This window comes from Agrobacterium rubi TR3 = NBRC 13261, from assembly GCF_000739935.1.
In the GTDB taxonomy this organism is placed as follows: Bacteria; Pseudomonadota; Alphaproteobacteria; order Rhizobiales; family Rhizobiaceae; genus Agrobacterium; species Agrobacterium rubi.
This window is the reverse complement of record NZ_BBJU01000027.1, coordinates 38,003-61,812: the sequence shown is the minus strand read 5'-3', so window position 1 is coordinate 61,812 and position 23,810 is coordinate 38,003. Positions and strand designations below refer to the sequence as shown.

General features: G+C 57.2%; 19 protein-coding genes and 1 pseudogene. 8 read left to right on the top strand and 12 right to left on the bottom strand.

Annotated features, from left to right (window positions below):
- Nucleotides 1–117: 117 nt before the first annotated feature.
- A pseudogene (locus RRU01S_RS25555) lies at nt 118–261 on the top strand (transposase domain-containing protein); the annotation flags it as partial.
- A gap of 502 nt (nt 262–763) precedes the next feature.
- On the opposite strand, the gene RRU01S_RS20615 reads toward RRU01S_RS25555, so the two are convergent.
- The 7 genes from RRU01S_RS20615 to RRU01S_RS20585 form a co-directional block, all read right to left on the bottom strand.
- Nucleotides 764–2,788 carry an SUMF1/EgtB/PvdO family nonheme iron enzyme gene (locus RRU01S_RS20615; RefSeq protein ID WP_045232104.1) on the bottom strand — a complete coding sequence of 675 codons (2,025 nt, stop codon included), beginning with the start codon at nt 2,786–2,788 and terminating at the stop codon, nt 764–766.
- A complete protein-coding gene (locus tag RRU01S_RS20610) occupies nt 2,785–3,168 on the bottom strand; it encodes a VOC family protein (protein WP_045232103.1) in 384 nt (127 codons plus the stop codon). The genes RRU01S_RS20615 and RRU01S_RS20610 overlap by 4 nt, the downstream gene beginning before the upstream one ends.
- Before the next feature lie 17 nt (nt 3,169–3,185).
- On the bottom strand, nt 3,186–4,571 hold the full coding sequence (locus tag RRU01S_RS20605) for an ABC transporter substrate-binding protein (RefSeq protein WP_081880145.1): 1,386 nt from the start codon (nt 4,569–4,571) through the stop codon (nt 3,186–3,188).
- A gap of 7 nt (nt 4,572–4,578) precedes the next feature.
- The gene (locus tag RRU01S_RS20600; RefSeq protein ID WP_045232101.1) at nt 4,579–5,418 is read right to left on the bottom strand and encodes an ABC transporter permease; all 840 of its coding nucleotides are present in this window, start codon (nt 5,416–5,418) and stop codon (nt 4,579–4,581) included.
- 5 nt (nt 5,419–5,423) lie between these two features.
- The gene (locus RRU01S_RS20595; protein WP_045232100.1) at nt 5,424–6,434 is read right to left on the bottom strand and encodes an ABC transporter permease; all 1,011 of its coding nucleotides are present in this window, start codon (nt 6,432–6,434) and stop codon (nt 5,424–5,426) included.
- 93 nt (nt 6,435–6,527) lie between these two features.
- On the bottom strand, nt 6,528–8,093 hold the full coding sequence (locus tag RRU01S_RS20590) for an ABC transporter substrate-binding protein (protein WP_052816166.1): 1,566 nt from the start codon (nt 8,091–8,093) through the stop codon (nt 6,528–6,530).
- 240 nt (nt 8,094–8,333) lie between these two features.
- Complete coding sequence (locus RRU01S_RS20585) at nt 8,334–9,191, bottom strand: sulfurtransferase (RefSeq protein ID WP_045232099.1); 858 nt, start codon at nt 9,189–9,191, stop codon at nt 8,334–8,336.
- Between the two features lie 177 nt (nt 9,192–9,368).
- Here RRU01S_RS20585 and RRU01S_RS20580 point away from each other — a divergent pair, with 177 nt between their 5' ends.
- Nucleotides 9,369–11,171 carry an ABC transporter ATP-binding protein gene (locus RRU01S_RS20580; protein WP_045232098.1) on the top strand — a complete coding sequence of 601 codons (1,803 nt, stop codon included), beginning with the start codon at nt 9,369–9,371 and terminating at the stop codon, nt 11,169–11,171.
- 41 nt (nt 11,172–11,212) lie between these two features.
- Here the strand turns inward: RRU01S_RS20580 and RRU01S_RS20575 are convergent, their stop codons facing one another.
- On the bottom strand, nt 11,213–11,905 hold the full coding sequence (locus RRU01S_RS20575; RefSeq protein WP_045232097.1) for a GntR family transcriptional regulator: 693 nt from the start codon (nt 11,903–11,905) through the stop codon (nt 11,213–11,215).
- 201 nt (nt 11,906–12,106) lie between these two features.
- On the opposite strand from RRU01S_RS20575, the gene RRU01S_RS20570 reads away from it, so the two are divergent.
- From RRU01S_RS20570 to RRU01S_RS25080, 6 genes are all read left to right on the top strand, one after another.
- Nucleotides 12,107–12,769 (top strand): aspartate/glutamate racemase family protein, encoded by a 663-nt coding sequence (locus tag RRU01S_RS20570; protein WP_045232180.1) that lies wholly within the window; start codon nt 12,107–12,109, stop codon nt 12,767–12,769.
- Nucleotides 12,766–14,133 (top strand): dihydroorotase, encoded by a 1,368-nt coding sequence (locus RRU01S_RS20565; protein ID WP_045232096.1) that lies wholly within the window; start codon nt 12,766–12,768, stop codon nt 14,131–14,133. The genes RRU01S_RS20570 and RRU01S_RS20565 overlap by 4 nt, the downstream gene beginning before the upstream one ends.
- Nucleotides 14,134–14,144: 11 nt before the next feature.
- Nucleotides 14,145–15,071, top strand: coding sequence for a dihydrodipicolinate synthase family protein (locus tag RRU01S_RS20560; RefSeq protein WP_045232095.1), 927 nt, complete (start codon nt 14,145–14,147; stop codon nt 15,069–15,071).
- Nucleotides 15,071–15,829: an SDR family oxidoreductase gene (locus tag RRU01S_RS20555; protein ID WP_045232094.1), complete on the top strand. Its 759-nt coding sequence runs from the start codon at nt 15,071–15,073 to the stop codon at nt 15,827–15,829. Before RRU01S_RS20560 ends, RRU01S_RS20555 begins: the two co-directional genes overlap by 1 nt.
- Nucleotides 15,830–15,834: 5 nt before the next feature.
- Nucleotides 15,835–17,022 (top strand): MalY/PatB family protein, encoded by a 1,188-nt coding sequence (locus RRU01S_RS20550; protein WP_045232093.1) that lies wholly within the window; start codon nt 15,835–15,837, stop codon nt 17,020–17,022.
- Nucleotides 17,023–17,685: 663 nt separating this feature from the next.
- Nucleotides 17,686–20,181: a methyl-accepting chemotaxis protein gene (locus RRU01S_RS25080; protein ID WP_234936194.1), complete on the top strand. Its 2,496-nt coding sequence runs from the start codon at nt 17,686–17,688 to the stop codon at nt 20,179–20,181.
- A 265-nt stretch (nt 20,182–20,446) separates the two neighbouring features.
- On the opposite strand, the gene trbI is transcribed toward RRU01S_RS25080, so the two are convergent.
- The 4 genes from trbI to RRU01S_RS20525 are packed head-to-tail and all read right to left on the bottom strand — an operon-like array spanning nt 20,447 to nt 23,800.
- Nucleotides 20,447–21,766, bottom strand: coding sequence for an IncP-type conjugal transfer protein TrbI (trbI, locus tag RRU01S_RS20540; RefSeq protein WP_045232092.1), 1,320 nt, complete (start codon nt 21,764–21,766; stop codon nt 20,447–20,449).
- Nucleotides 21,767–21,777: 11 nt separating this feature from the next.
- Nucleotides 21,778–22,254: a conjugal transfer protein TrbH gene (gene trbH / locus RRU01S_RS20535; RefSeq protein ID WP_045232091.1), complete on the bottom strand. Its 477-nt coding sequence runs from the start codon at nt 22,252–22,254 to the stop codon at nt 21,778–21,780.
- Nucleotides 22,254–23,105 carry a P-type conjugative transfer protein TrbG gene (trbG, locus tag RRU01S_RS20530; protein ID WP_045232178.1) on the bottom strand — a complete coding sequence of 284 codons (852 nt, stop codon included), beginning with the start codon at nt 23,103–23,105 and terminating at the stop codon, nt 22,254–22,256. Before trbG ends, trbH begins: the two co-directional genes overlap by 1 nt.
- A gap of 17 nt (nt 23,106–23,122) precedes the next feature.
- Complete coding sequence (locus RRU01S_RS20525) at nt 23,123–23,800, bottom strand: conjugal transfer protein TrbF (protein ID WP_045232090.1); 678 nt, start codon at nt 23,798–23,800, stop codon at nt 23,123–23,125.
- Nucleotides 23,801–23,810: the final 10 nt, after the last annotated feature.

Sequence of the window (23,810 nt, the reverse complement as noted above, 5' to 3'; positions counted from 1 at the left end):
GACGGTGGTCTCGTGGACGCCCGGCGCCTTGTCATAATCCAAAGCCGCTATCACAAATCCAGTCATCAGACGCCCATGGCGACCCGGTTATTACGAAATTCCCTCAGTACGAGATTCATATGCCTGGCTTGCCGCGCTTGTGGCGTCGACCCGCTCGCCTGGCTGCGTCACGTGCTCCATGAGTTGCCACAACGCGCTACCGACGTCAGAATTGACGACCTCCTGCCGTTCAACTTCGCCAGCAAAACACCGCGAGCATAACAAACAGATCCGAACCACGACCCGCGATCTCATCTTCTATCGCGTTGACAATGAAAAGGTAGTCATCATTCATATTCTGTATGGTGCAACCGACTATGGCACCATCCTCTTCGGGGAGTGATTAGAATGTGTCACGCTCGGCGATCCCTCGCGGTGTAGCCAAGGGGAGTTGCTGCGGCTTACCTCTGAGCGTCAAAATATAGACCCTATGGCCGCTCACTCAAAATGGATAGCGAATGGCAACTTTGTCAAAAATTTGGGCAAATCCATGCAGAAGCCGGCTCGTATCGCGACGCATTTCCATGTGGCGTAAACGTTTCTGATGAAATAGACAAAGCGCTGATCGCTTATCCGGAGGAAAGGATATTTGGGCTCATGTGTATAGTGGCCGGCCGTCTGCATGTGTTTTGACCCTGGAATATTCTATCGAGTGCGCGTGGAGTACCTCTTGCTGGACATTTTAAGGCGGAACCGCCAGACGACCTTCGAAAATGAAACAACGCTACCGCGAAACTACGATCCGAAATCCATTGCCGCGCCAGAAGCCATTCGGTTCGAGGCTTCCACGGTATGTGCAGCAGGCCTTCAGTTTACCGCTCGAAAAACAGCCTCCGCGTAGCACGCGCCGGATTGACGGTGCGGCATCCACCGCTTCACGCCCATCGTTCGAATAGGGATATTTGAAGTCGGGCGTTGCCAAATCGTCGCCCCACAGCGTGGTGCACCACTCCCAGACCTGACCGACCATATCGTAGCAGCCATAGGGAGAACGCCCTTTCGGAAACAGACCAACTGTGCAGGTGGTATTGAAGCCGGCCTCTTCCGAATTCGCCGCATCGTCCATCCAAGCATGTCCCCAAGGATAGCTGAGGACATCCGGCCCTATATCCGGCTGGTCGCCGCGCGCGGCACGTTCCCATTCCGGTTCCGTCGGCAATCGCACGAATTCGTCTGCCGAAATACGCCCTTGCGCACGCCAGCGGTGGGTCAACCAGCCACAATAGGCTCGTGCATCGTGCCATGTGACGTCAGTCGCAGGAGAACTGCGTCGGTCATCCGAAAACCCTTCCGGGCTGCGCCACAGCCGGTTCGTGTCTCGCACGAACACACCGTAGGCACTGTTGGTCACCGGATAAAGGCCGATACGAAAGGCGTCGACGGTAACTGGATGAGGCGGTGCTGAATTGGGATGGCTGTGAGAGCCGGAGGTGAATTCTCCGCCTTTAACATCTGCCAATGCATCGAGTTCGCGCGGATCACCCCAGAGCGAGAGCCTGCGGCCCGCCGTCTCACGTTCCGGCGCAGAGAGCGCTCCGTGGCTGACGATCGTCAGCAAATGCGCAGCGATGCGATCACGCAAAGGCCCTGCTTCCGTCACCATATCAGCCGCCAGCAACGCGCCCCGCAGAACCGCATCACCCTCGCCTTCTATCAGTGCTTCAACCAAGGCGCTGGCCTCATTCGTGCCGGAAAGACGCGCCGCAAGGCTTGTCATGACCGGTACCCAAAGGTCTGGCTTCTTGCGAAAATGTTCAACGGCCAAATCAGCGGGCTTGGATGCCAGATGCACCGCCGTCAGCAATTGCCGCACGCGGGTGATGGGCATGATGCTTGGGTCATCCACCTCGGCTGTCAGCGCATCGAACGCCAGACCGCAAAAGAGGTCGCTCGTCTGAGCATCACCGGAAATCTTTACAAGCCAGCTGTCGGTGATGGCCTCGGCGCTCTCCCCCGCATCGCCGCCATGCATGGCCATGACGAACTGCGCGGGATTTGCAGCTGCAGTGCCAAGAGCAATCCCTGTCGCGCCGAGATCGAGGCCCGCCAGTCGCAAAGCCGTGTCCCGACGTTGGCTTTTCAGAAGCGGCAGCAGATCATAGCGCACATAGCCCGCGGGAAGCGCCCAGCTTTTGACGACAGAGACCTCGCCGAGTGCAAGCAGCTTCACAGCCGGATGGCGGTTCTGGAACGCCAGCGCTTCGGCAAGCAGCTGACGCCCTGCGTCACCGGCCGCCTCTATGCCATCGAGTATCAGCAAAAGCCCACGGTCCGCATGGAGCGCAACATCGGTGAAAGATGCGAGCAGTTCCTCGAAAGTTTTCGAGGTCTCGACAGTGAGATATATCGGGACAACGCCCTCCAGCGTCCAGTGCTCATCATGCACTGCACCCAGATCGTTGCGCGGAACGGCGCGCGGCGAAAAGCCACCTTGCGCCAGTGAGAACGCCAGATGCTTCGCAAACGTGGTCTTGCCGCTTCCAGTCTCCCCTGTCAGCACGAGTGCGGGATGATCGCGCACCATTTCCAGCGCCGAGAAATAGACGGCGGGTTCGGGTTCTGCCTGATCGGTAAGCTTGCGCAGGCCCTTGGCCGCCTTGTCCTCAAATGTAAAGTTGACGAGCAGCGGAATATAACCCGTCGCCAGATCAACAATCGAGGCATCCGGCAGAGCAAAAAGCTGCTCAGCACCGAACTCGTTTGGCCGCGAAACAGGACTGTCTACCGCGTCAATATCGTCACTGTTCATGGAAAGAGCTTTGCCACATCTGGGTTATGAAATCTCTGAATCTCGATGGCATAACCGGCCGGATCTTCAAAGAAGAAATGCTCGCAGAAATTTCCTCGCAACATCTCAGACTGACCGGCAACGCCTGCTTCCTTCAACCGCTTGTACCAAACCTCCACATCTTGAGAGACGATGGTCAGCAGCACGGCACTCTTTTCCTGATGTTTCAGATGACCGCGATTGCCATCGACAATGCCGAAATAGCAGTTTTCAGCGATGCGGTAGATGCGTGCCATTTTCTGATCGAGCACCAGTTCGAAGCCCAGAACCTTTTCATAAAACGGCACGACAGCATGGATATCGTCGTAATAGAAGAAGGTGATCGAATAGTCTTTTTTCATCCTGTGCGTCCTCGTGTTCAGGCAATCGTCAGCGCGCCCTTGTGATCGATCGAAAGGCCGGCGATGTCCTTTCGCGCCGCGAAAACATCGACGGGATGCGCCAGATAAAGCCAGGGCGGGTTGGCGTTGAGATAGGTCAGGCACGCGGCATAGGCACGCTCCCGCGCATCCGGCTCCGCTGCCGCGTTGGCCAGCGCGATCAGCCGTTCCGCTTCGGGATCGTCATAACCCTGCCACCAAACGGCCTTCGTTACACTCGATATCTTGTCGTTAAGAATACGGTACGTGCTGTGTGGCGAGGAATCGAAGATCGCCAGATCACCCATCTCTTTGCGGCCAATCTGGCGGGCATATTCAGGCCGGTCGGTTTCGATCTCGATTTCTACCTCGAATCCGACCGCCTCAAGCGCTTTGGCTACGAACCGGCTGATCTCCGGTGCCCGCTCCGGCATGAAGGTGGGCGTGCGCAACGTGATCTTGCGGTCTCCCTCCGCCTCAGCCAGCAAGGCGCGTGCTCGGTCGGGATCATAGGCGATCGGTGAAAGCCCGGCCGTTCTCATACCGAGATGAAACGGACTGACGATGCTGGACGACGGCACGGCCAGATCACCGAATATTTCACGGCAGATAGCCACGGTATCGACGGCATGATTGGCGGCAAGCCGTGCCTGGGGTGAGCGGAAAATGCCCTCGCTGCAATTGAGATAATACATGACCGACAACGTGTTGACGGCCTTGTCCCACTGGAGGGCGTCATCGAACTCCAGCTGGCCCTCGACACGCTCAAGATTGAGCGCAGCATCAACCTTGCCGGATTTCACCAGTGCGTAACGTTTATCGGCGGAAGGCTCGCAAAGCGCAATGATGCGCTGCGGTTCTGCATTACCGGACACCCGCTCTAGTTCAGTTCGGACCTTGGTTTCGAAATTCAGAACGCGGAATGGCCCCGTACCCAGAACCGGCGTGCCGTCAGGCGCGAAGCGGCAAATATAAAACTCGGAGAAGATATCGAGAATATCGGCGATGGGATGCGGGTTGCGCACCACAATCGCTCCGTCACCATCCGCCGCGATCTCGGCATCGGCAAGATAGCGGGCATAGGACCATTTCATGCCGAACGTGTCCACGGCCTCCAGAATGCCATCGATGAAGTCGGTGATATCGGAAGCGACACAAGGCTTACCGTCATGGAACACAGCGCCTTCGCGAATGACGAAGTGCCATTCGCGTCCATCCGGTCTGTGCGTCCAATGCGAGAACAGGGCGGGCAAGACCTCGCCGTCACTCCATTTCAGCAGCGGTTCGAACACAAGATTTTTCAGCGTCAGAATACTGGTGTCATCCGTCACCCGTGCCGGTGGCAGGAAATCGACTTTTTCGAGGACTATAGTCAGAGTGGACATGGTTGCCTCAGTCGAGTTCGTTGCGACGGCGCGGGTTGAACCAATCGGCAAGGGAGTCGCCGATCAGATTGAAGGACAGCACTGCGAGCAGGATCGCCATGCCGGGTGCAAGTGCCACCCAGGCAGCACTGCGCACGAATTGCAGGTTGGCAGACACATCGGCACCCCACTCCGCCATGGGCGGCTGCGCGCCAAGGCCTAGAAAGCCGAGACTTGCGGTTTGCAGAATGGCACTGCCAAGCGCCAGCGTGGATTGCACCAGCAGTGGGCCAAGCCCGTTGACGAAAACATATCGGAACAGGATGCGCGGTGTCGGTAGCCCAAGTGAAATTGCCGCCTCGACATAGGGCTTGACGGAAATACTGAGCGCCTGGCTGCGAGCAACACGGGCAAATTGCGGGGCAAGCGTAATGGCAACGGCCAGCATCGCATTTTCAAGGCTTGGGCCGAAGGCGGCCGCAAGCGCAATGGCCAGCACGAGCGCTGGAAACGCAAGAACGGCATCCACGATGCGCATAAAGACACTATCGAACCAGCCCCCGAGAAAGCCCGCCAGCATGCCAATGGTCACGCCAACGGCAAAGGCGATGGCCACGACGCCCACCCCAATCGCCAGCGTTGCGCGACCGCCGTACATGATGCGGGTAAAGATATCGCGTCCGAAGGCATCAGTGCCAAGCCAATGCTCGAAACTCGGCGCGGCCAGCTTGTGCAGCACATCCAGCTTGGTTGGCGAATAGGGCGAAATCATCGGCCCAAACACGATGACGCAGACGAGCATCAGCAGAATGATGCTGCCCGCCAGAGCCAGCGTGTTTTTGCGCAGGAAGTTGGAAAACTCTGACATCCGGCTCACTTCATCTTCTTGCGGACACGCGGGTCCAGAACTCCGTAGAGAACATCGACCACGATGGAGGTAAAGACGAACAGCAGCGCAAACACCAGTGTCGTGCCTTGAATGACCGGATAATCGCGATTCTTGATCGCCTCAAACATGTAACGGCCAATGCCGGGCCATGCGAAAATCGTTTCGGTCAGGATCGCGCCACCCAGCATTTCCGCAAATTTCAGACCAACGACAGTGATGGCCGGCAACAGGGAATTGCGCAAACCGTGGCCCAAAATGACATCCGCGCGGCGCAAGCCCTTGGCCTTGGCCGTGCGAATGAAATCCTCGCCCATCACCTCCAGCATGGTGTTGCGCACGAAGCGGCCAAGCGTCGCTCCGAGAAAAGCAGCCAGTACGGCGGTGGGCAGGATCAGATGTTGCAGGGCGCTCCACGCAGCGGCCCAGTTGCAGGTGATGATGCCATCCAGAATGGCAAATCCCGTTACCGATTCAGCAGTGATGAAGGAACTCATGCGGCCCGAGACCGGCAGCCAACCGAGATAGGTGGCGAACACCAATTGCAGGATCAGCGCCAGAAGAAAGGCTGGCATCGAAACGCCCACCAGCGAAACGACACGTGTGATGTGGTCGAATGTCGAATTCGGACGCGTGGCTGATAGAACGCCGATGGGAATGCCGATGATGATGGCAACGATGACGGCCAGAACCGAAAGCTCTATCGTGGCAGGCAGGCGTGTGAGAATTTCGTGCGCCACCGGCTGCCCGGTTTTCAAGGACACTCCGAAATCGCCTTGCAACAAGCCGGTGACGTAGTTGAAAAACTGAACCGGAAACGCCTGATCCAGATCCAGCTGCGCCCGCAACGCGTCGATTTGCTCCTGCGTCGCGCCGGGGCCAAGCAAGGTCACTGCCGGATCGCCGGGAATGAACCGCACCAGCAAGAACACGATGACCAGCACGATACACATGACAGGTATCAAGGCGATCAACCGGCGTGTAATAAAACTGGCCATTCCCTGCCCACTCACATCATCTAAAAATGATCTGCACCGGTTTCCCGTTTCAGATCGGATCGTCGGGCGCGCAGGGAGCGCGCCCGGAAAGGCTTACTTCTTGGACACGCCCCAATATTCATTGAGTGGCGGTGCACTGTTGACGACGAGGCCTTCGACATTGGCGCGCTGGAAAACGATCAGCTTGGGGCTGAAGAGATAGACGCCGGGAACGCGCTTGACGATTTCTTCCTGCACCTGATGATACAATGCCGTGCGTGCCGGGACATCCACAGTCTGCTGCGCTTTCAGGATCAGATCGTCCAGGGCCTTGTCTTCCGGCATACGGAACGTCATAGCCGAGTTGGCGAGCGACGATAAGTATCCGATAGTGATGTGCGCATCCGGATCGTTGTACCAGGGCTGGCGACCATCAAGTGCTGCATCGAACTGGCCTGCGGTCTGAAGGGCGCGGTAAGCCGGGAACTCGGTCTGCTCGATGGTGGCGTTGATGCCGATATCGGCCAGATTGGCCTGCACAAAGGTGGCAACGGCTGCCCAGAGCGGGCCCTGGAAACTGTAAAGCTTCAGTTGGATTGTGGAGGCATCGACACCTGCTTCCGCGAGCAGCTTCTTCGAAGCTTCAGGGTCATAATTCAGCGCCAGATCCTTGATCTTCGGATCGAACGCCCAGCTGTTGGTGGTCAGTGGACCATAGACGCGTTCGGCAGTGCCACCGAACACGCCTTCCAGCAGGCCATCATAATCAATGGCATGGGCGACGGCCTGACGTACGCGGATATCCGCAAACGGACCGTCTTTCCTGCTGTTGTTGAATTCCAGCTGGCGGATGATCTGGCTGGGTGCCTCAAGAATCTTCACATCGGCATTGGACTTGAGTGCCGCAATGTCTTCAGCCGCAATGGCGGAAAGCTGGCCCTGCTGCTGCACCACATCGACGCCGCCGCTTTCAAGCTCCAGACGCCGAGTCGAGGCCTCCGGGATGACGCGGTAGATGATGCGCGAAAGCTTCGGCGCACCACGGAAGTAATCCGGATTGGCTTCCAACACCACATTGGTATCGGCCTGTGCGCTCTTGAAGGCAAAGGGGCCGGTACCGACCGGGTTGGCAGCAAATTTGTCGCCAAACTTCTCGACGGCAGCAGGGCTGACGATGGCCGACTGCGGCTGCGCCAGAATGGAGAGGAAGGCCGGATAAGGCTCTGTGAGGCTGATCTTCACTTCTGTGGGTGAAACGACCGCGATGTCCTTGATGAGGCCGAAGGTTGCCTTGACGTAGGAATTTGTGGCCTTGGTACGCTCCAGTGAGAACTTAACTGCAGCAGCATCAAAAGGCGTGCCGTCCTGAAACTTGACGCCTTCGCGGATTTTGAAGTCGAACTCTTTACCGTCGGCAGACACAGTCCAGCTGGACGCCAGTCGGCCTTCTAACGCCTTGAAGTCCGGCGCAGTCCAGGCAACCAGCGTATCGAAAACATTGAGAATGATCTCGCTGCCGATCGGTTCGGCCTTGTTGGTACCGGGCTCTAAGCTGACGGGATCGGATGGGACGGCGATGACGAGTGTCTTCAACTGGTCATCACTCTGCGCGTTGACCGCGCCTACAAACAGCGGAACAGCCACAAAGGCCGCGGCGGCTAGTCCTTTAAAGAGTTTCATGGGCACGACCCTTTCGCGGTCTGATCGAGGCATTGTGCAGCCTCTGCTGGCTTCATGCTGTCAGTATAATCGCGGCTCGCGCCTCTGATATTCCACGAAATATATCATCGCTTTTTAGACTGTAAAGGTGACCTGCAAGCAATTTGAACAAATAGCTAATATTGCTTATTCATTGTGCAAAAGAGGAAATATTATTGTGTCTTCAGCGGGATTTGAGCAAAATCTGAGCGTCAGATTTGCTCAACCAGGATAGGCACCGGTGACGACAGGGCGCGTTGGATCGCTGACCCAGGCAGACCATGACCCGGAATACATGGCCGCTTTGATGCCGATGGAGGCAAGCGCCAGAACCGTGTGTGCAGCCGACATTCCCGCCCCGCAATAGACACCGACCGGTTTGTTGCCATCGGCACCCAGCGCCCGATACATTTCGCGCAATGTCTCTCCGTCTGTGAAATTTCCGTAGTCAGTAACATTGTCCGGCGCTGGTGCGCTCACTGCATGGGGAATATGCCCGCGTGGTGGCTGGCCGGGCGGGACTTTCCCGCCAATGTAATTGGACCGGATGCGCGCATCGAGAAGAACCCCGTCAGTCGCCAGCTTCAATGCCGCATCGGCATCGAGTTCTGCCATATGTCCCGTCGACAGAACGATGTCGCTCGGCACCGGTGTCGTGCTTTCATCCGTCACCGGCATATTCGCCGCAATCCACGCTGGAAAACCACCATCCAGTACCCGCACATCCGGCAGGCCTGCCCAGCGCAAGACCCACCACGCGCGCGCCGCCGTCATGCTGCGGTCAGCATCGTAAATGACGATGGTACTGTCAGGTCGCAGACCCCAACTGCGTGCCTTGGCCTGAAGCTCTGCAATGTCAGGCAGGGGTCTCTGCCCCCCTTCGACGCTCGCAGGAGACTGAAAATCGGTATAGGCTTGCGTATCTATAGCGCCTTTGATCCGCTGCCCCTTGAACGAGTTCTGGCCCGTATAGGGGTTAATGGAGTGCACGGCGATGACTGTGACATCCGCACCAGACGACAACATTTCTTGCAACTGTGCTGGCGTCAAAAGAACCGAAATGCGCGTCGTGTCAGACATGGTGATCTCCGAATATCAGGGCTGGAAGGAGTCTACCTCTCTTATCGTGGTAAATCACCCACTGCGAAAAGGATGACAAGCAATAAATATCTCACGTAGTATTCTAAGAGATATTTTTATTGACATTCGATCATCTCCACGCTGCAATGCGTCTGTCGTGAGCCGGAGTATCGAAATTTGACAGTCCTTTCGGTCGAGAATCTGACAACCGCATTTCGCCGCAATGGCATCTGGAACTCCGTGGTCAATGATGTGAGTTTCAGCATCGATGCCGGTGAGACAGTGGCAATTGTCGGCGAATCAGGTTCTGGCAAAAGCGTCACGGCCATGTCGATCATGCGACTGTTGCCGGAGCGCACATCGCGCGTGACAGGCACCGTCAGGCTTGGCGAAACCGACCTGCTGTCGCTTCCCGAGCGGCAGATGCAGGACATTCGCGGCAATGATATTGCGATGATTTTCCAGGAGCCGATGACATCGCTCAACCCCGTCCTATCGGTGGGCCGTCAGATTGCCGAATCGATCATCCGGCATCGCGGCATCTCCAAGACCGAGGCGCGGGCGGCGACGGTGAGGCTTCTCGAGCGTGTACGCATACCCGCCGCATCCGGCCGCTTTGACGAATATCCGCACCAGCTTTCTGGCGGCATGCTTCAGCGCATCATGATTGCCATGGCACTGGCCTGTCGCCCGAAACTGCTGATCGCCGACGAGCCGACGACGGCTCTCGACGTCACCGTTCAGGCGGAAATCCTGCAACTGATCAAATCCTTGCAGGATGAGGAGAACATGGCTGTCCTCTTCATCACCCATGACATGGGTGTTGTGGCCGAAATTGCAGACCGGACCGTGGTCATGTTCCGCTCCCGCGCGCTCGAAACCGGCAAGACGGAACAGATTTTTGCCCAACCCGCCAATGTCTATACCAAGGCGCTGCTCTCTGCGGTGCCAAGGATGGGTTCGATGGAAGGCCACGACTATCCGGCCACGTTTCCACTGACCGATACGGATACAGGCGTCCCCTCAGCCGAGCGCGAGATCGCGGGCACCATACCCGCAAACACGCCACCGATCCTGGAAGTCCGCAATCTGATTACCCGGTTCGATATTAAATCCGGCATTCTCGGACGTGTGAGCGGGCGCGTTCATGCCGTCGAGAATATCTCGTTTGATCTGCATGAGGGTGAAACGCTGGCGCTCGTCGGTGAATCCGGCTGTGGCAAGTCCACCACCGGGCGGTCTGTGCTGCGTCTAATCGAGCCGGTCAGTGGTACCATCCGCATCAATGGACAGGATGTTCGTTCCCTCACACCCGCTGCACTTTCGAAGCAACGCCAGCATATGCAGATGATCTTTCAGGACCCCTTCTCCAGCCTCAACCCGCGCATGCGCGTAGGTGAAGCCATCATGGAGCCGCTGGTGTCGCATGGTTTGGCCTCGACCAAACACGCCCGCGACAGGGCGACGGACCTGCTGGTCCGCGTGGGATTGCAGGCCGATATGGCCAAGCGCTTTCCACACGAATTCTCGGGCGGCCAGCGCCAGCGCATCAGCATTGCCCGCGCATTGACGCTCAATCCAGGCCTCATCGTGGCCGATGAAGCCGTCTCTGCACTCGATGTCTCGATCAAGGCGCAAGTCGTCAACCTGATGATGGAATTGCAGGAGCAGCTGAAAATAGCCTATCTCTTCATCAGCCATGACATGGCGGTGGTAGAGCGCGTCAGCCATCGGGTCGCAGTCATGTATCTGGGCGAGATCGTCGAGATCGGCACCCGCGCGCAGATATTCGGCAATCCGCAGCATGCCTATACAAAGAGGTTACTCAGTGCCGTTCCGATTGCCGATCCCGCCAGACGCCATTTGCGGAAAGTGGTGGAAGGCGGAGAGATTGGCAGTACGGTGCGTCCGGTAGATTATGTACCGGTGGTGGCACGCTATGCAGAGCCAGCACCCGGCCATCTCGTCAAGGTCGCCTGAGAGGTCAGCGCATGCGCCAAGATTTGCGCGGGAACGGAGACTTAGAGTGTCAATCCGCCCTGCCCGGTTGCGATCAGTGCGCCGAGGATGCCACTCCGGGTGTTCTCGTTGTGCTCCACGATAACCTGCCGCGCGAGATCGGAATCACGCTTGCGCAGAGCCGCCACAATACGATGATGATCAACATTGGTTTCCGGATTGATGTCGCGAACGCGCGCGCCCATGTAGAAAAGCCGCGCACATTCCTCAAGATGGCTCATCACCAGCGCATAGAGGCGAGGATTGCGGGAACCACGGGCAATGGCAGAATGAAATTCCTGATTGGAATCCACGAAGGTTTTCGTGCTGATCTCCTCACCGATCACGTAGCTCACATCCGCCAGCTGATCGAGCGCGTCGAGCTCTTCATTGGAAAGATTCTTGGCCGCAAGCGCCGCCGCAGTCCCTTCCAGCATGCCGCGAATGGCAAAAAGGTCGTTCATATCCTTCACGGTGACAGGCGTGACGCGGTAGCCCCGACGCGGATAGGCTTCCATGAAACCCTCGACGCAAAGCCGTGCAAGCGCCTCGCGCACCGGCGTCTTGCTGACGGAAAGCTGCTCGGCAAGCTCCGGCTCGGACACATCCATGCCCGGCGCCAGTTCTCCGGTGATGATGCGCTCCCGCAAGATGGCGTAAGCCTTCTCGGTCAGAGATTTGCTGCGCTTCTCCCCCGACACATCCGCTCTGTTCAAAGCCAATCTCCAGTTTTGCGGCTACGCCATCCGTTAATGCTCGCAGGTTCAACATAGGTCAGGCATCCGGGCATTGCTATGCACCGATTGCGCCATGGCCTCATCACCAACAGAACTTTGACAACCAACGACGCACTGATATACTACGTAATATATTTAACGGATACAATCGTCGTATTCGTCCACGCCGCAGGTATCGCCTTGTCAGAGATTTTGGTCATCAATCCCAACAGTTCCGTCTCTGTCACACGCTCCATGGAGGCCTGCCTTGGTCTCGTCCGCGATGCCACCCGACACAGCATCCGTTGTACGGAACTTGCCAAATCCCCGCCCGGTATCGAGACGGACGCCCATGTGGGTGAGGTCATTCCCAACATAGTCGAAGCCGTGAACGAGGCCTCAGCCGATGCCTTCGTGCTTGCCTGCTTCTCCGATCCCGGCATTGCAACGGTCAGAAAAACGACGACGCGACCCGTCGTCGGCATTGCCGAAGCGGCCTATCTGGCGGCCCTTGGCCTTGGTGAGCGCTTCGGCATCATCTCCCTCGGCCAATCCTCTATCAACCGGCACGTGCGCTATCTCAAACATCTGGGCTTCGACGGTCGCCTTGCTGGAGACCGCTCCATCGACAAGACGGTGGTCGAGCTGATGGCGGGAGACGTCGTGGACATCGTTTCGCGCACCGCCAAAATACTGAGAGATGAAGACGGTGCTGATGTCATCATTCTCGGCTGTGCGGGCCTTGGCGGATACCGTCATGCGCTGGAAGAAACACTCGGGCTTCCCGTTATCGATCCGGTTCAGGCTGGCGTTGCGCTGGCATGTACGACTTTGAACCTGAAATATGGAAGGCATGCATTATGAGCCATGATATCGTGATAACCGGCACCGTGGTTCTGCCGGATGGCCCGCTGGAAAACGGCTGGATCGCCATCAAGGATGGAAAGATTGCCGCCATCGGTAGTGGCCACGTTCCAGATGCTATGGAGCGGTTTGACGCTGGTGACGACATGATCATTCCGGGCGTCATCGATGGCCAGACCCATGCCTGTAGCTATGGTGGCCTTCCGGGCATCGCATCGACCACGCGCTCGGCGGTGGCTGGCGGCATTACCACCATCGTGGATATGCCCTATGACAATCCAGATCCGCTGAATTCCTTAGCGCGGCTTGATGCCAAGATCGCAGCGATCGAAGAGCACGCCCATTGTAACGTGGCGCTCTACGCCACCGTCATGCCGGATCAGTCCACCGAGGAGATCGAAGGGCTGATTGCCGGTGGTGTGGTGGCTTTCAAGATTTCGACCTTCGAAAGCAGCCCGACGCGCTTTCCCCGTATCGCATCCAACCAGACACTGGAAATCTTCTCCGCCCTTGCCGATACGGATATTCCTCTTGGCGTGCACAATGAAGATCAGGGAATCGTGCGCGCGCGTATTGCAGCCGCCAAGGCCGCTGGACGTGATGGCATTGAGGCGCATTCCGAAAGCAGGCCACCGGCGGCGGAAATGGCCGCAACGGCGCAATTTCTGGAACTGGGTGCAGCCGCAGGCGCCCACGCGCATATCGTTCACCTCACGACGACACGGGGCTTCGACATTGTCGAAAACTATTTGCTGGATGGTTTCCGCGCCACGGGTGAACTCTGCGTGCACTATCTCTGGCTGGACCCGGAAATCGACGGCCCCGAACTCGGCGCAAAAATGAAGGTCAACCCACCCATCCGCCCCGGCCAGATCGAGGCACTGTGGGAGGATGTGGCGGACGGTCGTGTCGCCTTCGTAAGCTCGGATCATTCCAGCTGGCCGGTCGACAACAAATTCACGCCGTCCATTTTCGACGCGGGCGCTGGTGTGCCGGGTCTCGAAACTCTGCTTCCGGCTTTCTACACCGGCGCGGAAATACGCGGTTACGATGCTGCGATGATGACGATCGAGCAACTCTGCGAACGGCCCGCAAAATTCTTCGGCCTCTGGCCCGAAAAGGGCACATTGCGTGTCGGGGCGGATGCCGACATCGCCATTCTGAAGGCCGAAGCGCAGATCTGGGACTCGTCAAAAGCCCATGATGAACTGTGCTGGAGCCCCTTCGACGGCCGCGAATTTTCAGTTCGCGTGGTGCGCACCTATGTCGGCGGCAAGCTGGCGTGGGATGGTGCCGACATCGTCAATGCAGCCGGTGACGGGCAGTACGTTTCTCGCGGCACATCCAGCTGGTTTGAAGCTTAAAGGAGAATGAGATGCCATTGATCAACAACCAGACGTCGGGCGTTTTCGTCATTGCCTGCACTCCCTTCACCGATGATGGCGCAGTCGATGTGACAAGCATCGATAACATGGTGGATTTCTATTACGACAAGGGCGCAGACGGTCTGACCATCCTTGGCATGATGGGCGAAGCCCCGAAGCTGACGCAGGCCGAGTCCATCGCCATCACCCGCCAGACGCTGGCACGCTCGGGCGACAAGCCTGTGGTCGTCGGTGTCTCCGCACCGGGGCTGGCCGCGATTAGCGAATTGACGAAAGCCGTGATGGACATGGGCGCGGCAGGCGTCATGGTCGCACCGCCATCCAGCCTGCGCACAGACGAACAGATCATCGGCTATTACCGCAACGTCGTTGAGACAATAGGCACCGACGTTCCGGTCGTCTTGCAGGATTTCCCGCTCGTTACTGGCGTGCAAATTTCCTCGAAAACGCTTGGCGTCATCTTCGAAGCGCATCCCAGCATCGTCATGCTCAAGCATGAAGACTGGCCGGGCCTGCAAAAGATCACCGATCTGCGCAATGCCGAAGCCAAGGGTCGCCGCCGGACTTCGATCCTGTGCGGCAATGCTGGTGTGTTCTTGCCGGAAGAGATGCAGCGCGGAGCCGATGGCGCAATGACCGGCTTTGCCTATCCCGAAATGATGGTGGAGGTCTGCCGCCTGAGCAATGAGGGGCGCTATGACACTGCACAGGACTTGTTTGACGCCTATCTGCCGCTGATGCGTTACGAACAACAACCGAGCCTGGGCCTCGCCATCCGCAAATATGTCCTGGCCAAGCGTGGTGCAATTGCCAGTGCTACCCAGCGCCGCCCGGGCGCATCTCTAAACGTACAGGCCATCGCTGAAGTCGAACGGCTGATCGAGCGTCAGAAACACAAACTTGAGGCTTTGAAATAATGGATTTTCTGATTTCCGGCAAAACCGCCCTCGTTCTGGGCGCAAGCCGTGGTTTGGGTGCCGCCATCGCCAAAGGGCTTGCGGCTGAAGGCGTCAAAGTCTTCGCCGCAGCCCGCAACGTGGCCGCCATGGAAAAGACCGACAACATCACGCCACTGACGGTCGATCTCTCCGACGCGACTTCCGTCGCTGCCATGATCGCGAACGTTACGGCAGCAGGTGGCGTCGATATTCTCGTCAACAATTCCGGTGGCCCCAAAGCCGGACCGGCCGCCGGCCAGTCGAAAGAAAGCTGGGCCAACGCCTTCGACAGCATGGCAACCTCCATTTTTACAGTGACCGACGCCATGCTGGAAGGCATGATTGCGCGCAAATGGGGTCGCATCATCACCATCGGCTCCTCCGGTGTCGTGCAGCCCATTCCCAATCTGGCCCTTTCCAACGGCATCCGCGCTGCGGTGGCCGGTTGGTCGAAAACACTGGCTGGCGAGGTTGCTAGCCATGGCATCACCGTCAACATGATCCTGCCCGGCCGGATCGATACCGACCGCGTGCGTGAACTAGATGCAGGCAAGGCGGAGAAAACATCAAAGACGGTTGAAGCCGTGCAAGACGCCTCTCGCGCCGAAATCCCGGCGGGCCGTTACGGCAAGCCGGAAGAATTTGCCGCAGTCGCGGTCTTCCTTGCCAGCGCGCAGGCCAGCTATGTAACGGGTTCGGCCATCCGGGTGGACGGTGGCATGATCAAGGGGTTCTGATCAGAATGGTTGATTTCGACAAAGTTGTTGAGCGCCGCGGGACCGGAAGCTCCAAATGGAGCAAATATGGACCGGATATCCTGCCTATGTGGGTGGCTGACATGGACTTTCCATCTGCCCCTGAAATTGTCGATGCCATTAAATCCCGCCTGGAACATCCTTGTCTTGGTTACGGCGTCGCGCGTGACGAGTTGCGCGCCTGTATCGTGGCCGATCTGCAAACCAAATATGATTGGACGATCACGCCTGAAGACATCGTCTTCCTGCCGGGCGTAGAGCCCGGCTTCAATATGGCGCTGAAAGCCCTGCTTTCGCCGGGCGATGGTGTGCTGGTGCAAACACCGGTGTATCGCCCGATCCTCAATGCCCCCGGCCATTGGGACATGAAGCGAATTGATGCGCCGCTGGTCGCCACTAACGGTGGCTACAAAATCGATCTGGACGATTTTTCCGCTAAGCTTAAGCAGTCCAAGGCCTTGTTGTTTTGCAATCCGCAGAACCCCACAGGCAAAGCCTTCACGTGTGGCGAAGTCGAAGCAATTGCCGGGCTTTGCGAAAGCAATGACACGCTAATCATCTCCGACGAAATTCATTGCGATCTGCTGTTGGACGGCAGAAAGCATGTCCCCATTGCCTCGCTTTCGTCTGATGCAGCAAGCCGGACGATCACGCTGATGTCAGCGGCAAAAACCTATAATATCGCTGGTTTGAAGACTGCCTTTGCCATTGTTCAAAACAGAGATATGCGCGAAAAATACGTGCAGTCTCGCTTGGGCATGGTCGACAGCGTCAACATACTCGGCCTCGAGGCCACCTTGGCGGCCTATAGTCATGCGGATGTCTGGAAAACGGAGATGTTGGCCTATATCGAGTCCAACCGCGATTTCCTCTCGCAAGAGATCGCCATACGCTTCCCACAGATAAAGATGATAAAACCTGAAGCGACTTTTTTGGCCTGGCTCGACTGCTCTGCCCTCAACCTTCCGACCGATCCACAAAGCTTTTACCTGAAACACGGCAAAATCGGCTTCAGTGCAGGATCCGAATTTGGAGCGAACGTTTCCAACCACCTGCGAGTCAATTTCGGCTGCCCCCGCACGCTACTTGAAGAGGCTATCAATAGGATGGCGCGGGCATCGGCTGCTCAGGCCAAAGAAGACGATGCTAGGTCCAAAGGCAAAGCTGTAGGCTGACAAAGTAATTAAGCATTTCGTATCGACGTCCGTATACTGCTCTTGATGAGACTCGAACCAGCGACCTGTAATTCTAAAGGCTTACGCGGCCCAGGGATTGATAACTCTCAATCCGGCTGCTTCAAAATGGGCTTGTGTCTCGCGTTGCGACCGCGAGATGGTTTTCTCCAGCTATAGCAGCAATGCAGACATTCAACAGCAATTAGATAAATGGGAAATGATGAAGCAAAGAGCAACCAGACGTGACGTCGTCAGCGAGCTGAGACGCCTCCGATCAACTATAATATCCACGATCAATATAAAATCTCGTAAGCCCCAGAACTTTCGACACCAATAGGTAGTTGCGCCACGGCTCAACATATCCTGGAGTGGGGCGCGAGGACTATCGCGCTTACGAGCAGCCCCCCAATCCCTCCTTGAATCGCGAGCGGTACATATCCGTGGTAATGATACTGCTGCAAACTAACCAAGATTTCTTGCAGCACCCAGTGTTTCACTACAATTGCAATCTTGTCTTGCCTGAGCGACCTTCTCGATAAACGGCTTCAAGTTTGTGAGCGTCAGGATTTCAAACGATCTTTGACGGGTTTAAGCAGTTTTTTATTCATTTCCCTTAGCGTTCGATGCTGGGGCAGCATTGTGTTGCAGGGAAGAGGTCGAAGCATGAAATTATCCCAGAAGATGAAATCTATAGGTTTCAGAACAACAACTGGGATGGCATTACTGCTCATGTCGGTCGTGCTGGTCGCATATGTCGGGATCCGTGGTATAGGAAGCCTGACAGGTGCCGTGTCTCAAACGGTGGATACTTCAAAGGTCCTGATTGGAGCCAACAAGGCCGAAGGGGCCATTATCCAGTATCTTGTCAGCAAAGAACCCCAACGCATTGATGAAGCAGCCAGCGCTCTCGAGAAAGCGCAGGCGACACTCGCGTCGCTAGCTTTGTCAAAAGAAGAAAGCTCTCAGCTCTCAGCCAGCATTTCGATGATGTCAAATGCGGTTAGAGCTCTAGGAGCTTCTCAGGATGCTGTCCAGAAAACAGCCATCTCTCTGCGCGACAACACCGGAAGCATGGTTTCCTTGGCTGATCAGGCTGAAAAGAGTGCACAGGATATCGCCAACCAGGCCGAGACCAATTCGAACAACGCGCTGATCAGCCTGAACACCATCCGTATCCTTATGCAAAATGCTAGCAATTTCAGCGAAGGGGTCAATGCAGTCGAGTTAGCGCTTGTGAAGGCCTCCGCGCAGGGTGGACGGATATCGACCGATCAGATCGCGGAACCAATGGCTCGAGCTCAGGCCGGCTTGACTGAAGTTGTCAAGCTAGGAGGAACACCTGATATACAGCCGATTGTCAGCAGCTTGGAGACGACCTTCGCGGAGATTCAAACCGCCATTTCGAAAGATAATGGCGCAGCTTTTTCCTCGACACAGGACTTCTCACTGTTCTCAAACATTTCAACCGCCTCTCAGAAGCTGGACGAGGTGCTACGTAAATCCGCAGAAACGGAACTGGCCGCCAAGAGCGAAAAAGATAAGGCTCGATCAAAGGCTCGTATCGTTTCCGGTACTGCACGCAATTTCAGCAATGTCTTGAAAGATATTCTTGTTCAAGTGGAGCGATACCGCCTCCAGCCTTCTTTTGAAGCTGAAGCCATAGTGGCGGCAGGCCTGAAGAAGGCAGCAGCCTTTGGTGGAATGCTGGCGAAGACGACCGGCAATGACATGACCGCCAGTCTTGCCCAACTGGGCGAGACTTTCGACGCTATGAAGAAGAATTTGGCGTCGTTCGATCAGCAGGCTTCCCTAGTCGTGTCGACATCGCAGAGTGTCACCGACGGGATTGTTGAAATCGCAGGCGAAATTGCCTCGAAATCAGAACTCCAGGGTAGTCAGGGCACATCCTGGATGTGGGGCGCCGGCCTGTTCAGCCTTGTCCTGGCTATGGCCATTGCGCTCTTCATGGTCCGATCCGTTGCGCGGCCGATGATGCAGGTTGCTCAGGCAATGGCGCGTCTGGCAAAGGGGGAACCCGATACGCATCTGAAGCTCGCGAAGACCGATGACGAAATCGGTGAGATGATCGGTGCTCTGCAGGTGTTTCAAGAAAACGACCGCGCCCGGATAAATGCCGAAGCCGAAACAGGTCGCGAAAGGCAGCAAGCGGAAAATCTGCGGATTGAACGTGAAGCCGAGCGTGTGACAGAGGCGCAAGCGATGGAGCATGCGTTCCGACAGATTTCCGGTGGCCTGGACGCTCTATCCAAGGGGGATCTGACGGCGCGCATAGGATCAGTCGATTCCCGATACGAGCGTATCAGAGATCATTTTAATAGTGCCGTTTCCACGTTGGAAGAGGCGATCGGCGCTGTCATCCTCAGCGTTGGCACGATTCAGTCCGGGTTATCCGAAATATCAAGCGCATCCAATGATCTTGCCCGCCGGACGGAACAGCAGGCCGCCTCCCTTGAAGAAACCGTGGCCGCCCTAGGCGAGGTGGCCACCGGCATCAACAGCACCGCCGATGGCGCAGCCCACGCCCAAAAGACGGTTGCGCTCGCCAAGACAAACGCGGAAAGCGGCGGAGCGGTGGTGGACCGTGCCATCAGCGCGATGAGCGAAATTCAGGATTCCTCAACGAAGATCGGCAATATCATTGGCGTCATCGACGAAATCGCATTCCAGACGAATTTGCTTGCGCTCAACGCAGGGGTCGAGGCCGCTCGTGCCGGGGAAGCTGGCAAAGGCTTTGCCGTCGTTGCACAGGAAGTGCGCGAGCTTGCCCAAAGATCTGCAAGTGCCGCTCGCGAGATCAAGGTGTTGATTTCAACATCGACGGCTCAGGTTACAGCCGGCGTCAAACTCGTCGATGCAACGGGCATATCGCTCAAAGACATCTGCGAGCAGGTCGGCGGCATCAGCGTCATCATAGACAAGATTGCGGTGGCGGCGCGGGAACAGGCCGTCAGTCTGCGGGAGGTTTCCAACGCCGGTGACGAGATGGATAAGGTCACCCAACAGAATGCTGCTATGGTCGAGGAAACAACTGCGGCGTCTCAAACTCTCTTAAATGAAACTGAACTGCTGGCTCAAATGGTGGGGCAATTCGCGACCCGGCCTCCAACGAGCGCCGGATTGCTTGCAGCAGCAGCGTAAAGCTGGGGTCAATGATCGTATTTTGACCCGGCTTTATTAGACGACGGTCCAGAGAATCGCTGACTCTCTTACGGGCGGCTCGCAAGTTTCTGTGTTAAAGTTATCGTCGTAATAGGAAAAATATCGCTAAAGTTGTTGTGAAGCCGACTCTTGATTTTGAATGCGATCAGGGGCGGACCGATCCGCCCCATCTCGAATGTGATGATCTTATCGCTTCCTATTTCCCCTCGTCGTCACTTCGAACGGGATCAAATCAGAATTTTTTTTAGTTTTTAGATACTTGAAAAATAATGTCCTGATCGACAAGGACGTTGAACTTGTAGCCTGCCCGGATTTCTAGAGTCGGCTGAACATCCATGTTCCGTTGGATGGTCAGATCAGAAACGCGCCCGAAGGTCTCGGCAAAATTCCGACGCGTTGCATCCGAGGCCGTGTCCTGGGTCGCGAGCGTCGAACTTTCCGGAACGGCCATGTCGATTCCGGTCCCGATCAGGGCAATCAGCACCGCCGAGCCGAACGTTTTCAAATAATGATTGTTCACCTTGTCGCTGAAACCACTATGCCCTTGCGCATCGGTCCCTGACATGCCGCCGATCTGCAAGGTCGATCCATCAGGGAAAATGATGTCAGTCCACACGACGAGAACGCGTTTCTGTCCGAAGGACACCTTGCTGTCATAGCGACCGAAGAGCTTCGTTCCTTGCGGGATCAGCAGACGGTGGCCGGTTGCACTGTCGTAGACGTTCTGGCTCACCTGCGCGGTGATTCTGCCTGGAAGATCGGAATTGATGCCCGTGATCAGTGTTGCCGGAATGACGGAGCCGCGCTTTAGCTCAAAGGGCGATTGCTGGGGCACAACACGGTTCGGCAGGTAGCCAAGCTCTTTCAGGTCGGTGTTGAAGAAGTCCTCCTTGGCGCCCTGGGCATTGGGATCAACATTCTGACCACCGAGCCCGGCGCGCAACGCGGCCGCATAGAGATCGGGACCACTTGCCGTGCTTGCCGACGTCGTTGCGGCTCTTGTTGCCGTGTCTGCGGTCGCATCTTGCGTTTCAGCACGCCAATCCAATTTGCCGCGATCGATGGCAAGCGGCGCATCATAGGCAGCGTTGTTCGCCTGCAGGCGGGCCATGCGCTGGCGCTGCTGCTCCCGCAGAACCTGCTCCTGTTGTTCTCGCTGAAGACGAGCCCGCCAAACCGTATCTGCTTCGAGGTCCTGACCGCGCTCCTGCGACTCGCGTTGCTCTGGCTGCGGTGTGAAGCGATTGTTGGTCTTGTCTTCCGCCGGCTTTGTCTCGACCGGCGTCGGCTGGAATGAGGTTTGCTGCTGCGGTTCTCCAATGATGCCATCGGTGACGCCGCGTTTGATCTGGTCGGCGAACGTCGAGGCGGGGTTGCCCGAATTTGTCTCCGGGCCACTGTCCTTGCCGAAGTACAGTCCGCGGGATGCGAGCCCGTAGAAGATGACCCCAAGGAACGCGAGCGCAAGAACGATGATGACGGCAATCGGCAGGCGGTTGATCCGCCGGATAGTGGATGGGGCCTGGCTGTTTTGCGCGCCGCCGAGATTGAGAGATTGCACCATGTGATCCTCCCTCACCCACGCCGCATCAGCGACAAGGCGCTCGCTGGCGTCGCGCCGTTTGCCGTGATTGAATAAGCGCGGCCGAGCTCGACGCTGTTGGTCGAAAGACGTGCGAGCACCTGGCCATCGCCAGTCAAGATCACATAGGCGAGAGGGATGATCGTCATGCCACCATCTGTCTTCTGGTCCGTACCGACGGCATAACCCCATCCCTTCAGCGCCGCTTCCATCGCCTGTCCGAAGGGCGAGGTATCAGTCTTGAGCGCAATGGTCGCTTTTCCCGGCCCGATCTGTTCGGCAAGGCGGCTCACCATGTCGCCGGCGATTGCGCTGGCCGCAGGACCGGAGATTTCCGGTGGCGCGTTGCTGGCCACGACACTGTCAGTCCCCATCGACTGGCATCCGGAAAGAAGGATGGCGAAGGTGCAGACTGCGGGAGAATTGCGGAGGGCTCGAAAAAATCGCGGACGGGAGAAAAGGATGTCCATTACCTCCCTCCCCTTCGGATCGTGATCTTCTCCTGTTTCCGGCCAACGCCGGAAACGAGCACAGCGCGATCGACATGGTAGTCGACGACCATCATGTCGCCCTTCATCCGGTAGTTCACAATCCGGTTCTGCCCACCGGAGGTGACGAACAGAACAGGCGCATCCTGGCCGGAAATCGAACGAGGAAACTGGATGTAGGTCTTCAGCCCATCGGAATAGACACGCGTAGGCCGCCAGCCGGCGCTACCCGAAACAGAATAGGAGAAGTTCAGCTGCTCGGCGGGGACACCCGCGCCCGGAATGGTGCTCGCCTCGAGCCGCGCATTGATGTCAGCGAGCTTTGTCGAAACATCCTCCGGATATTCGAAACCAACACGGGCCATATACTGCGTCGAATGTGACTTGAGCTGGATGTGATAGGTGCGACGCGACGTTGTCACCACCATCGAGGTCACAAGACCCGGCTCCGACGGTTTGACGATCAGGTGGATCGCCTGTCCTCCGGCAGCACCTGAAGTTGCGGGCTCCACCTTCCAGCGCACCGTGTCGCCGACCATAACGTCGCGGACGACCTCACCGCCTTGCAGTTCGATATCGCAAACTTGTAGCGGTGAGCAGACAACGGAAGGCTGCACCTCACCATAAAGGAAGATCACCTTTCCGTCGGCGCCCTTGGTCACCAAGCCGCGGGACCCACGCCACTGGGTGGAGATGCCCATGCCTTTTGCTTCGTTGGCTGTGACGCCATCGGCAGCATATGCATGCAGAGGAGCGACCACTGAATACGCCAACAGTGCCGAGGCGAGAGCGCCTGTCAGCGTGGCCCGTGTTCTTGTGCGCGGGATGATCATGTTCGGGGCCATGCCTTTCAAAGCTGTGCTGTCCAGTCGAAGTCGCGGAGGTAGAGACCGATGGGGTTCAGGCGGATGACACCCTCGTCCTGCGGCGGCGTCAGGGTCACGGTCGCAATGCCGCGGAAACGGCGGACGGCCGTTTCCTTGCCGCGCCGGTCGCGCTCGAATTCGGTCCAGTCCAACTGGTAGCTCTGGTTCGAGAGCGCGACGATATTGTTGACCTCGATGGCAACGGTCGAATTCTTCGCTTTCTCGAAGGGCGAGTTCGAGCGAAACCAGGCATTGACCTTTTCCGTCGCCGGATCGGCTGTCCTCAGCAGTCCATAGGTTCGATCGATATATTGCTTCTGCACCACCGCATCCGGCGTCACACTCCGAAAATTAGAGACGAAGCTGCCGAGGGTTGCGCGCACCACACGCGGATCGGCGTATTCGATCTGCTGGGGAAAGCCGGCATTGACTGATGTGCCGAGCCTGTCGACCTCGACGATATAGGGAACGAGCTTGACCTGCGTGCTTTGGTAAAGCGCATAGCCAAAGCCGATAACCGCCATGGTCATGCCGACAATGCCTACAATACGCCAGGCGGCGGCGGACCTGACATAGGATCCATAGCGCTCGTTCCATTCATTGCGCGCGGCGATATAGGGATTGGCAATGTCGCGATTATCGAGCGGATTGTGTCCGGCCATGGCTGATCGG